12 protein-coding genes are annotated in these 12,740 nt (G+C 44.9%); 5 read left to right on the top strand and 7 right to left on the bottom strand.

The genetic code is table 11. The features are described 5' to 3' along the window. The first annotated feature begins 68 nt into the window (after positions 1-68). Entirely contained in the window at positions 69-878 is an 810-nt protein-coding gene (locus ED652_RS12450; RefSeq protein ID WP_122055029.1) for a M15 family metallopeptidase, read from the top strand. A 304-nt stretch (positions 879-1,182) separates the two neighbouring features. Next, entirely contained in the window at positions 1,183-3,063 is a 1,881-nt protein-coding gene (locus ED652_RS12445) for a RimK/LysX family protein (RefSeq protein WP_122055027.1), read from the top strand. Positions 3,064-3,172: 109 nt separating this feature from the next. On the opposite strand, the gene ED652_RS12440 is transcribed toward ED652_RS12445, so the two are convergent. From ED652_RS12440 to ED652_RS12410, 7 genes are all read right to left on the bottom strand, one after another. Beyond that, the gene (locus ED652_RS12440; protein ID WP_122055025.1) at positions 3,173-3,913 is read right to left on the bottom strand and encodes a GMP synthase; all 741 of its coding nucleotides are present in this window, start codon (positions 3,911-3,913) and stop codon (positions 3,173-3,175) included. A gap of 11 nt (positions 3,914-3,924) precedes the next feature. Beyond that, positions 3,925-5,091, bottom strand: a complete 1,167-nt coding sequence (locus tag ED652_RS12435) for an iron-containing alcohol dehydrogenase (RefSeq protein ID WP_122055023.1) — start codon at positions 5,089-5,091, stop codon at positions 3,925-3,927. Then, complete coding sequence (locus ED652_RS12430; protein ID WP_122055021.1) at positions 5,092-6,513, bottom strand: aldehyde dehydrogenase family protein; 1,422 nt, start codon at positions 6,511-6,513, stop codon at positions 5,092-5,094. It abuts the gene before it with no gap. A gap of 32 nt (positions 6,514-6,545) precedes the next feature. Next, a complete protein-coding gene (locus ED652_RS12425; protein WP_122055020.1) occupies positions 6,546-7,913 on the bottom strand; it encodes a glutamine synthetase family protein in 1,368 nt (455 codons plus the stop codon). A gap of 48 nt (positions 7,914-7,961) precedes the next feature. After that, positions 7,962-9,014: a TRAP transporter substrate-binding protein DctP gene (gene dctP, locus ED652_RS12420; RefSeq protein ID WP_122055018.1), complete on the bottom strand. Its 1,053-nt coding sequence runs from the start codon at positions 9,012-9,014 to the stop codon at positions 7,962-7,964. 65 nt (positions 9,015-9,079) lie between these two features. Further along, on the bottom strand, positions 9,080-10,399 hold the full coding sequence (locus ED652_RS12415; protein ID WP_122055016.1) for a TRAP transporter large permease subunit: 1,320 nt from the start codon (positions 10,397-10,399) through the stop codon (positions 9,080-9,082). Then, complete coding sequence (locus ED652_RS12410; RefSeq protein WP_122055015.1) at positions 10,396-10,938, bottom strand: TRAP transporter small permease subunit; 543 nt, start codon at positions 10,936-10,938, stop codon at positions 10,396-10,398. The genes ED652_RS12415 and ED652_RS12410 overlap by 4 nt, the downstream gene beginning before the upstream one ends. Positions 10,939-11,206: 268 nt before the next feature. Here ED652_RS12410 and ED652_RS12405 point away from each other — a divergent pair, with 268 nt between their 5' ends. The 3 genes from ED652_RS12405 to ED652_RS12395 form a co-directional block, all read left to right on the top strand. Then, entirely contained in the window at positions 11,207-12,064 is an 858-nt protein-coding gene (locus ED652_RS12405) for a MurR/RpiR family transcriptional regulator (RefSeq protein ID WP_162929939.1), read from the top strand. An 86-nt stretch (positions 12,065-12,150) separates the two neighbouring features. Continuing rightward, entirely contained in the window at positions 12,151-12,456 is a 306-nt protein-coding gene (locus ED652_RS12400; protein ID WP_216821910.1) for a hypothetical protein, read from the top strand. Between the two features lie 51 nt (positions 12,457-12,507). Next, positions 12,508-12,740 (top strand): hypothetical protein (locus tag ED652_RS12395; protein ID WP_122055011.1); only part of this gene is annotated, 233 nt, incomplete at its 3' end.

Below are 12,740 nucleotides of genomic sequence, written 5' to 3'. Positions count from 1 at the left end.
CTCTGTTAGGTTGAGTGTGTTATTTTCCACTTCCTATCTTTTTACTCTTACTGTTTTTGAGCCTTGATATGAAACGTTTAATTGTTGGTTTGCTGGCAACCTTGAGCAGTGCGGCGAGTTACGGCCAAGTTGCACCTGTTTCTCAATGGCAGTGTGACATGATGAAAAAGAACAAGGTATTGAATAGTGGAGCACCTGTTGGTTGTGAGCGCCTATCTAAAGTGGACTTTGATTTCGTGAACTTTAAGGGCGAAACGCAGCAGGGGAATATGATTGTGCTTGATGTTATCGCCCCTTCTGTTGAACAAATCTTTTTAGAACTTAAACAGCGTAATTTCCCACTGCATTCTGCGCGCCTAATGCGTGAGTTTAACGGCGATGATAACGCCTCAATGGAAGCCAATAACAGCAGCGCGTTTAATGCTCGGCCTATCACTGGTGGAGGAGGTTGGTCGAAGCATGCATACGGTGTGGCAATCGACATTAACCCAGTTCAAAATCCTTTCTTAGCGTTTGATAGCAACGGAACCATCACGGTAAAGCCATCGCAATCGGCACCCAGCTACGTGAATAGAACACGCTTTCGTGCCCGTAATGACATTGAACGCCGAGGCATGGCGGAAGATGTGGTCGAGCTGTTTGCATATCATGGTTTCATGATCTGGGGAGGGGATTGGAATAGCCCAATCGATACTCAGCATTTCGAGGTCGGTTCGAGAAAGTTCGTCAATCAACTGCTCTCTAAACCCAAACCGGAAGCCAAAGTGTTATTTGAGCGATACGTCGAATCTTACCGCCAATGTTTTAATAAAAACAGAGGTGAGGGCGCAGAAAAAGCTCGTGCTATCTGTGCAAAGAAAACAGTCGGGACTTTTTAGTGCTATGTTTATTTAGAACCGTTTGTGTTTTAGCAAGTTAAGCTCGCTTCAAGGGTATTTTGAATCGCTAAGGTCAACGCGCGTCGTTGGCCTTTTTTGTATTTGTTTCTCCAATAGAACTCTGAGTATTCAAAGGTTATTGGGTATCGGTTAGTCAATAATTGATGAAGTAATGCGACACAAAGTCATCGGTTTGTCATTGAAAAAGTCATAGTGTAAGCGTTATGTGAGAACCATTGCTGGTGGGGGAACTTATTGTCTTTTCATCAGTATTATTAGTGAACTGATCACAACGGACCAACTAATGAAAAAGATACCTTTGGCTCTAACTCTTTTAAGCACTTTACTTTTTTCACAATATTCTTTGGCTACAGTCACTTCACACACCACTCAAAATCCGACTTACGAACTCGATGGTAAGGCGGTATTAGGCCGTACTGAGAATGTGTACCTCTCTAGCGTTCAAGGGCTTAAAGACGTTCCTTTCATTGGCAAAATAGACACTGGTGCAGAAACCACTTCCATGCATGCAGAAGACATCCATGTAAAAAGCACACATGCCGATTATAAGAACCTCAAAGATAAAGAGTTGATGTCGGCATTGACCGAAGATGTGCTGAACAATAGTGACGTTGATTACGACGATTGGGATGGCAGCACCTTTGCGAAATACCAAGCTGTGGTCTCTTTTAAAGTTCAAAACCCACGTACTGGTGAGATGGTATTGGTTGAGGCGCCGCTAGAGCGTGTCAGCATGATTCGCAGCCGTACCAGCAGCACGCCTTTGCTTCGCCCGACGATTAAAATGTCTCTGACTATCGCAGACCAAGAGCTAAAAACCGATGTTAACCTGACAGACAGAAGCCACTTCTCTGCGCCAGTATTGATCGGTAAGACCTTCCTAGCGGATAACGCGCTGGTGTTTGCGGGCTACGACTATTTGCAAGAGCAAGAGAACGCAACCGTGGTTGGCCGTAAAGAGGTGGTGTCTATCTCGGGAATGCCGATGAATGCGACCTTCTCTTTAAAGAACCGCTACAGTATTTTGCATGCAAAAAATATCGACATAGATAAAAAGAACAAACAAGTGACGTTTGATATGTTCGACAACGATGGCAAGCAAAAAGAGATGACATTGCCATTAGTTCGAATGTTAAGCGTGAGCGGCAAGAAGAGGCCTTTAGTCTATGTGCCTGTTCAACTTGATGAGAACACCACCAAAGACGTTCTGGTATACCTACGTGAGCGTTCGAGTAGTGAGTCGCAGTTGAGATTTGGAACCAGCACCGCTAGCGAATTCTTTATGATTGATACGAGTGCTGAAAACATTTTATCAGAAGGTTCAGAGAGCTTTAGTGATGTTGCTGAGTTGGGTGAGCCTATGATTATCTCACCAGAAGAGGACATCACACTGGATGACTTCCCACTTAAGGCTGTGGCTTCTTTTACCGTAAACACACCTTTGTTGAAGGTGGACAGCTTTGAGATTGTCGGTAAAGGCAAAGATGAATCGGTTGAGTTTTACCTAACTGACGCGAATGGCGAACAGCAAAAGGTCACAAAGCCAATCATTAAAAAGCTCAACGTCGGTGATGATAGTCGCCCAGTTGTGAGTGGTGAGTTCTCGGCATCTGGCAAGGTTCGTACACAAGAGTTTGCTATCGATGTGCTAAACAGTAATGAAAAAGAAGCCTACTTCATTCTAGGTAAGAAGATGGCGAAAGAGGACGTTTACGTAAACACGCGTTCTGACTACCTATTGAAAGCCGAGCCTCTGTTTAAAGTAGGGCACATTGAAGTGGTTGAAGTGAACGGCATGACATTCCCTGCCAAGCTAGATACCGGTGCTGATGTGAGCTCTATGAACGCGGTGAACATCAAGCGATTCAAGAAAGACGGCCAAGACATGGTGACCTTTACTTATCAAAATAACCAAGGCGATAAGCAAGAGTTCACCAAGCCAGTGATTGATGTGATGCGCATTAAAGCGAAGAAAGGCGAGAAGGTGAACATTCGCCCTGTGGTTGAAATGAAGGTTAAGCTCGGAGATCTAGAGAAAGAGGTGAGGGTAAACCTTCAAGATCGCTCCCGCTTCACATACAGCATGATTTTAGGTAAGAACTTCTTAAAGCACGGCGCGGTAGTAAGTAGCGATGAAGATTACTTACTCGGTGATATGGAGTAATCCCGAAACTGGTTTGAGTTTGTACTAGAACGGCTCTAAACTGTCACACATTTCAGTATTGGGATGTGTGGCTTTTCTTACTGGACCAGAAGGAAATGAGCAGGCTTTTTCATGTACTTCGCTTAATATTTTTCTTCCCAAGTTTCAGCCCCATTCTAATGAAGTTTAGCATCCAACAAGCGACGAGTTGCCCATCTGTCGGCAGCTTCAACGAGGTAAAACCTCTCTTTTGGACGTTTTCTGGAATAGAGTCTTTTCTTTTTTCTATCAGCGCCTTTGAGTAGGCCACGCAAAACTCAGGGTGCGCTTGAATACCCAATGAAGTTTGTCCTACTTGCATCATTGAAACTGGGCAAAAGTCATTGCCTGCGATAGCTTGCGCATTGTCTGGGATGCGCAGCACTTGATCTTGATGGCTGACTAGAAGGTTGAATTTGTTTTGATAAGGTTTCATCCATACTTGTGGCTTGTAGACTTTGGCGATCATAGTGCCAATACCCCAGCCAACCTTTGCTCGATAGACTTCTCCACCAAGGGCTTTGGCGAGCATCTGATGCCCAAAACAGATACCGACAAAGGGTATCTGCGCGAGATGGATTTGGCGAACCAAATCCTCCATACGTATGATCCACGCATCGTCATCCATAATGCCTGACTTGCTGCCAGTCGTCATATAGGCATCACATTCAGTTAATTCATCGGGAAACTCATTGTGATTTAACCAGTAAAATTTAAGCTCTAGGGTTTTGTCGACGGCAAGTAACAATCGAGAAAACATGGCCTTATAATTTCCGTGTTCTAGCTCTAGCGCAGGGCTTACATCATCGCAGATTAATACGCCAATTTTCATTGTTGTCACCGTTATGAGTTTGTGTTTTTACCTGTCAGAGCATGTAAAAACAGGAGTGTATATTGCTGTGCGTTAAACGGGATGGGGTTGCCACTGGAGGCTGCATCATTGACCGCAAGTTCACCAATTTTTATCGCATCTTTATCGCTAATACCGATCTCAGCAAGAGTATGTGGAATCGCTAATATTTCTCTTAATTCAATCACCCACTTATGCACTGCTTTAAACCCTGGGGATGGAAGTGAAAGTGCACGAGCTAGCGTGACCATCTTGGAGTCGATTTCGCTACGGTTGGCTTGCAGAACGTAAGGCATTAAAATCGCGTTGAGTAACCCGTGATGCTTGTCATACAGCCCGCCAAGGGTGTGCGCTAGGGCGTGCATTGCTCCTAAGCCTTTTTGAAATGCCGTAGCACCCATACATGATGCGACCAATAGCTGAGTACGAGCATCAACATCATGCCCATCAACATATGCTCGATATAGATTACGTTTGACTAGTTGGATTGATTCAATCGCGATACCATCAGCCATTGGGTGATAACCTAGTGCGCAGAACGCTTCCAAGCTATGAGATAGGGCGTCCATCCCAGTTGCAGCAGTAATATGGGCAGGTAAATCTATGGTGGTTAATGGGTCTAGGAGCACCTGCACAGGCAACATTTTCGGGTGGAAAATAATTTTTTTTGTGTGGTTTTGACTATCAGTAATGACAGATGCTCTGCCTACTTCTGATCCTGTTCCTGCGGTTGTTGGGATGGCAATCACCGCAACGATTGTGTTCTCGTCGGCATGTGTCCAGTTATCTCCAATGTCTTCAAAACTCCATAGTGGCAGTGATTGCTTGGCACACAACGCAATTGCTTTTGCCGCATCAAGGCTTGAACCGCCACCGTAGGCGATAATACCATCGTGATTTTGCGCATTATAGGCAGCAATCCCGTTATTAACATTGTCATCGGTGGGGTTGGCCTGTACATCGGAAAATACGGTGATTTCGACGCCCTGTTTGGCGCAATCATTCACTGTATTTTCCACGATATCTAGTTGTGCGAGAAATGGGTCGGTGACCAACATTGGCGACTTCATATTTAAGCGTAGGCAATGCTTCGCTAGTAAATTGAGCGCACCTTCACCTACACAGATTGATGTAGGATAGTTCCAATTTGAAATGGTCATTTAGCTCTCTCCCGCAACTTGAACTTGAGATGTTTGAGTGTGGTGCGTTTTAATATGAAATGATTTAGGTCGAGTGAGCATTTCAAAACCAATGAGTGATAAAGTACAACCGCGACCTGAATTTTTAACCCCTGTCCATGCTAATTGTGGGTCAAGATAATCACATCGGTTGACGAATAAAGTGCCTGTATCAACTTGCTCGCCAAGCTTTGCTGCAGCTTGTTCATCGCTTGAGAAGATAGAAGCAGTTAAGCCAAACTCAGAGTCATTCATCAACCTGACGGCTTCTTCGTCATTCGATACCGACTGAATGCCAACCACGGGACCAAAGGATTCTTCAGTCATCACTCGCATAGTATGGTTTACATTGGTTAAAATCTGCGGGGCAAGATAAGGTGTGCCGTTTTTGCTCCAGGAAAACCAAGACTCATCAATATTGGCAATGGCTCCTTTAGCAAGCGCATCCTCAATTTGTGAACGAACAAAATCGGCGGCAGCGGTACGTACAACTGGGCCCAGATTGGTCTCTGAGGCGTTTGGATTGCCGAGTTGATATTGTTTGGTCAATGCCACCGCTTTTTCAACGAACTGATCATGAATTGACTCATGCAGATATATGCGTTCAATCCCACAGCATGATTGGCCGGAATTGAAAAACGCGCCATCGACGAGTGTTTCAACTGCGTAATCAATATCGGCGTCGGCACGCACATACGCAGGGTCTTTACCACCAAGCTCTAACCCCACGCCAATGAAGCGCCCAGCGGCGTTTTTCTCGACCATCGCACCTCCTGCCACTGAGCCGGTAAAGGCAACGTAATTGATCTGTGGATGCTTGATCATTTGTTCAGTGGTTGGGTGGTCGGTATGTACAAACTGAAAAACACCATGAGGTAAGCCCGTACCTTCAAAAGCTTGTACCAATCGCTCTGAACAAAGTGGCGTCTGCGCTGAGTGTTTTAGGATCACGCAGTTACCCGCTATAAGTGCTGGGATAACGGCGTTAATGGCGGTTAAGTAAGGGTAATTCCATGGCGCTACCACCAGAACATTACCTATTGGTACCCGCTTGATATAACGAGTAAAGCCGGGTTTATCAGCCAATTCGATGGTCATCAACGCTTGTTCTGCTTGCTCAATCATCGATAGTGCACGCTCTTCTACCCCTAATACTTCACCTTGAGTTTGAACGAAGGGTCTGCCCATCATCATAGTGATTTCTTGTCTGATGGTGTCTTGATTGTCGACAAAGTTTGCGATCGCTTGTCTGCAGATTGCCTTACGTTCAGTCAAAGGTGTAGCTTGCCACTTATTTTGGCTGTGAGTTGCTTGCTCAATAATAGCGTTGATTTGCTTGTCCGATGATAACGCTCTCGATACGCAAACCTTGCCGTCAACGGGAGATAGAGTGTGCTGTTCCATGCTTTTATTACCTATGTTGTCACGATTGCCGTTTAAATGATTTCAAAGTAGCGATTGAGTTCCCAATCGGTCACTGCTTTACGAAATTCACGTTCTTCCCATTCTCTACTTGCTGCAAAATGGTCAACAAATTCATTACCAAACATTTCGCGAGCGTAAGGTGATGCTTTGAGCATTTGCGCAGCCTCCCAAAGGGTGGCTGGCAGTTTCAGTTCTTCAGGAATGTCTTGCTCATAGGCATTACCAACAATGGCTTCACCCGGCTCCCATTTATTGAGAATGCCACAAAGACCGGAAGCTAAAGCGGCAGCCAATGCTAAATATGGGTTGCCATCTGCCGCACCGATTCGGTACTCGACTCGTTGGCTTTTTTCTGAACCGGGGATAACGCGCAGTGAAGTGGTACGGTTTTCCACTGCCCAAGTGGAGTGGGTCGGTGCCCAAAAACCAGGGATCATGCGGCGGTAGCTATTAACCGTTGGCGCTACCATCGACAAGAACTCAGGCATCAATCGCTGTTGACCCGCAATAAAATGACGTTGTAGTGCGCTCATATTGTGCTGATTACTTTGGTTGTAAAATGCAGAGCTACCATCACTGTTTTGCAGTGAAATATGAATGTGGCCACTTTGACCTGGGCAGTCATTACTCCATTTGGCCATAAAGGTCGCCATCATGTTATTTCGTTGCATCAACACTTTGGTATAGGTTTTAAATAGCGCCGCTTTGTCGGAAGCATTCATTGCATTATCAACCGAAAGAGCAGCTTCAATTACGCCTGGCCCCGTCTCAGAGTGAATGCCTTCGATAGGGAAGTCCATGCTTTCACTCATGTCTAATATCTGCTTATACAACTCGATATAGGTGGAGTTTCTGATCATCGAATAGCCAAACCAGTCAGGTGTGATGGATTCAAGATCTTGAAAGTTTTTCTCACGAACAGATTTAGGTGTCTCGTTGAAAACGAAAAATTCATATTCAAAGGCGCAGAAAGGATTCAGTCCTAATTCATGGTACTTCTCAACAATTCGCTTAAGAGTACTGCGAGGACAAATTGCTGCTGCTTGTTGGTCAAACTCAGCGATAAATAGCAGCATGTCTTCTTCATCGAGTACATCTCGGCACGTATCAGGCAGTATTTTAACTGGTGCATCGGGATAGCCGGTATGCCAACCGGTGTAAGTGGTATTATCGTAGAGCTGGTCTTTACTGTCCCAGCCTAATACCACATCACAAAATGCGAAGCCTTTTTCCAGCGACGAGAAAAATTTGTCTTTCGACATGTATTTTCCGCGCATGATGCCATCATTATCAAATAAGCCAACTTTGATATGAGATAGGTTACGATCCTCGACTATCGCTTTGGCATCTTCGATGGTCTTTACTGATCTTGCGTCCATTCGTTGTTCCTCTTTGCACCGGCAATCTTAGCCGGTGCATTACCTGAGTTAGCTATAACGGTAAGGTTTACCTGCTTTTTCCATGTCGGCAGCGTACTTTTTGAATATATCCACTACCCGTTTGTTTCTTGGGCTGGTTTCGGCGACTTCATCCCAAAACTTAAGTGCTTCAGCTTCAACCGTTTTCCACTCTTCATCAGGGATGGTGGTTAATTCAAGTTTGTCGCCTTCAACACGTAGTTTTGCTTCGCCACCCCAATACCAGTGCTGACGATAGTAGTGCGAGCTGTCCATGCATAATTGCCATAGAGTTTTAAGGTGCTCAGGTAAGGCATCCCAGCGTTCGCTGTTGGCAAAGAAGGAACCACACCAAGCCCCAGAAATATTGTTAGTGAGGAAGTATTTGGTCACATCCGCCCAACCAACCGTGTAATCCTCGGTTATCCCTGACCATGCAATTCCGTCAAGCTCCCCAGTTTGAATTGCTACTTCAACATCTTCCCAAGGTAAGGTGACTGGAATAACACCAAAGCGAGAGAGGAAGCGACCCGCGGTTGGAAAAGTAAAGACACGTTTTCCTTTTAGATCCGCTAGGCTGCGAATAGGTTTGACTGTGGCAAAGTGACATGGGTCCCACGCACCTGCAGATAACCAAGTTACGCCTTTGATTTCGTCATAGGCTTCTTGCCAAATCTCTTTTAGACCGTACTGCTCAAATAGAACTGGAACATCAAGGCTGTAACGAGTTGCGAACGGGAAGTAGCCACCGAAAACAGAAATATCGACTGGCGCGGCAATGGAATCATCATCACTTTGCACCATGTCGATGGTGCCACGTTGCATGGCGCGGAATAACTCGCCAGTTGGCACAAGCTGATCGGCATAGAACAACTCAATGATCATTTCACCATTGGCAGCTTCGTTAAAAGCATCAACAGCTGGTTTAATGACATGTTCACCTAATGCAGGGCCAGCATAGGTTTGTAAACGCCATTTAATCGGCTCTTTGGTACTAGCAATCGTAGGTGTCACCGCCAATGCAGTAGCACCAGCAGCAGAAACAGCACCAGCTTTTTTCAGGAAATCTCTTCTAGAAGACATGTTTTATTCCTCCATGGAATGTGTGTCCATATCAAAAGTTATGGTTGTACATTGGGTGATTTTCATTAGCCGTAGTGGTACTCCGGAAGCCACAAAGCTAGTTGAGGGAAAGCCATTACCAGAATCAAACCAAACATCATAATGAGCACAAACGGAATGATTGAGGTGTAAATGTCTTTCAATGAAACTTCAGGTGGTGCCATAGCACGCATTAAAAACAGGTTGTAGCCAAACGGTGGTGTCATATAGGCAATTTGGCAAGTAATAGTGTAGAGTACGCCATACCACAATAGGTCAAAGCCCAAAGCACCAACCAGTGGCACGTAGAGTGGGGCAACAATGACTAACATTGCCGTGTCGTCGAGAAAGGTGCCCATCAAAAGGTAAGATAGCTGCATTAAGATCAGTACTTGCCACGGGGTCAAATTGAGGCGGTCAATAAAGAAGCCTTCAATCGCTTTTACCGCACCAATGCCATCAAACACTGCGCCAAAACAGAGTGCAGCTAATATGATCCACATAAACATGCAGCTAATCGCCAGTGTTTTTCTTAGCGTCTCTTCCAGCACTGAGCGGTTAAGTCGTCTCTTTGCAATGGCGGCTATGGTGGCTGCGACGGAGCCAACTGCAGAGCTTTCAACTAAGCTGGTTACGCCCATGAGGAAAAGCCCAGTCATGGAAACAAAAATGAGTAGTGGGGTAATACCCGCACGCAGCAGCAATAGTTTCTCTTTTAGGCTAACGTTACGCTCTTCTTCTGGTAGTGCCGGGCCAAGATTTGGCTGAATTTTGCAGCGAATCACGATGTAAACAATAAACAGTGTCGCCATCAATAATCCCGGGAATACCCCGGCAAGCCATAGTTGACCAACAGGCTGACGAGCAATCATGCCATAGAGCACCAAGACCACACTCGGTGGAACGAGAATGCCCAACGAGCTGCCGGCTTGAATAACACCTGTGACCATGATTTTGTCATAGCCACGACGAAGTAGTTCTGGCAAGGCAATACTGGCACCAATAGCCATACCGGCCACGCTTAAGCCATTCATAGCCGAAATAACCACCATTAAAGCGATAGTCCCGATGGCTAGCCCCCCGTTGAGTGGTCCCATCCACACATGGAACATCCGGTAGAGATCTTCGGCAATACCAGATTCTGATAGCATGTAGCCCATGTAGATAAACAGCGGTAGAGTTAACAGTGGGTACCATTTCATCAACTTGATTGCAGAGCTGAAGGCAATTTCAGAGCCGCCATCCCCCCAGAGCGACAGTGCAGCAATCACGGCAATAGAGCCAATTACGGCAAATACTCGTTGACCAGTGAGTAGCATCAGCATCATGGCAGAGAACATCATTAAGGCGATCATTTCGTAACTCATGAGCTCGCCTCCAACTTGCTACCATAAATAATTGTCGCAATGTCACGAAGCCAAACGGCTATGGCTTGCAGCATCATCATAAATACACTAACTGACATAAGGATCTTTATTGGTGCCATGTATGGGCGCCACGCAGAATAACTGCGTTCGCCGTATTCAATGGCATAACTGGTGCTAGATATGCCGCCATAAAGCAGCACGCTGAGATAGAAAAACAACATGATGACGGTGATGCTGTCGATGACGGCTTTTTTGCGTGGAGTCCAATTGCCATAGAGCAGATCCATCCGGACATGGCTATGCAGTTGCATTGAGTACGGTCCACCAAGCATGTAGAAGGCAACCATAACGAATTGAGCCATTTCTAATGTCCACAGTGAGGGAAAGAAAAACGTTTTGGAAATGGAGGAATAGAGCAATATTCCGATCATTACAAAGATTAGATACATCGCAAATCGCCCAATTCTGCGGTTGATGGCCTCGACTATTCTGACAAATGCCTTAGCGGGAGAGGGCAGAAAGTTGATTGGATCCTGCATTGTTCGCGACTCCGTGTCTTTTTGTTGGTAGGAAACTCATGGCTCCTTACTATCAACACTCTGCTCTTCCTACCATTTAACAGCCGACTATAATTGGCTTAGAGGGTTGATTAAAAAATGAACAAAATGTCAGCTTGTCACACAATAATTACAAATAATCACAAATAGTCAACAAAAAAGAAAAGTTTATTTCACGATTTGGTTTGGTGTAATATTTGTTACGGTATTGTGTCAGGTTCTATTTTCACAATCACTTAAGGAGAATCAATTGACGGTTTCAGAAAAGATAAAAGAGAAATTTTCAACGCTTACAAGGGCTGAAAGGCAACTGGCGAATGTGATGTTAGATAACTATCCAGCATCAAGTTTAGGGACTGTCGTTTCAATTGCTGAAGCGGCCAAAGTATCTAATCCTACAGTGGTTCGTTTAGCTAAAAAGCTGGATTTTATGGGCTTTTCAGATATGCAACGAAGTCTTCATGAAGAGATCGGTGATACGTTAAAAAACCCAATCGAAAAGCATGCATCTATCTCAAACGCTGATCCAAGTTCCCATCTTTTGGGACGGTTTTCTCACGCAGTTATAAACAATATTCAGCAAACTGTCGCGCAAATTGATGAAGAGTCATTCAACCAAGTCGTTGATACCCTGATTAACCCAAATAGTTCTCTATATATTGTGGGGGGGCGAATTAGTCATTCGATTGCTGAGTATATGTTTACTCATATGCAAGTGATCAGAGCTAACGTAACGATGGTGGAGCCTAATGCCAATCGTTGGTCACATTATGTGATCAATATGAACCCAGGAGATACATTGGTGGTGTTTGATATTCGTCGATACGAAAATGACATCCTGACCTTAGCAGAAATCGCCCAAAGTCGAGACGTAAGGTTGGTATTGTTTACTGATCAGTGGGGTTCACCGGTCAGTAAATTTTCTCAGCATGTTTTCCATGCTCGTATTGAAGCCCCTTCGGCATGGGATTCTAACGTTGCAATTACCTTTTTGGTTGAAGCTTTAGTTGAAGCTGTACAGTCTGCTACGTGGTCAGATACCAGTAGCAGAATGAAAGATCTTGAAGTGTTGTTAGATCGAGTCAAACTGTTTAAGAAGTTTGTTTAATTCACTTTTACCAATGACTTGTTGACTGTACACAATATCAAGAGTGTAAAGCAACAGGCGCATTACCTGCTCACTTAGACCGTTACATGAAGAACAGAACAAAGATTCCTTATACACATTTTTCTATGCTCAATGAGATTACATTGAACTTGATTGCACCTCTAGAGGAAGCTGGTTATACACTGCCAGAAAATCTTGTTCCGGATGCATCTGAGGGTAGAATCTTTTGCGGTTGGTTGAGGAAGCATAGAGGTGTTGAGCCTAAAGAGTTTCCTACTTATGACCATGAGTATCCAGATGGTAGGGTTTACCCGGCAAAATTGTACCCTGTAGAGTTCTTAGAGGATTTCCGTAAGCATTTCCGTAAGCGCTCCATAAAACCCGCATTCTAATCGCCTAGCGCGTAGAATAAGATCAAGTCTCCAACCATGAGGAGATTTGAAATGGCAAAACGACACACTAATCAAGAGTGGCAAACGCTCATCAAGCAGTCTGAATCGAGTTCATTGTCAACGCTTGCATTTTGTAAGCTTAATGAACTCAATCCCTCGACGTTTTATGCTAAGCGCCAGCAACTCAAAAAAGCAGATGTCTCTCAAGGCTTTGTACGGGCAGAGGTCGTCGAAAAGACAACGAAATATCAAGCTCAAATAGCCACCGCTAACATGACACTTCT

It is taken from the genome of Vibrio sp. Evd11 (assembly GCF_900382755.1).
In the GTDB taxonomy this organism is placed as follows: domain Bacteria; phylum Pseudomonadota; class Gammaproteobacteria; order Enterobacterales; family Vibrionaceae; genus Vibrio; species Vibrio lentus.
This window is presented reverse-complemented; position numbering and strand designations above follow the sequence as displayed.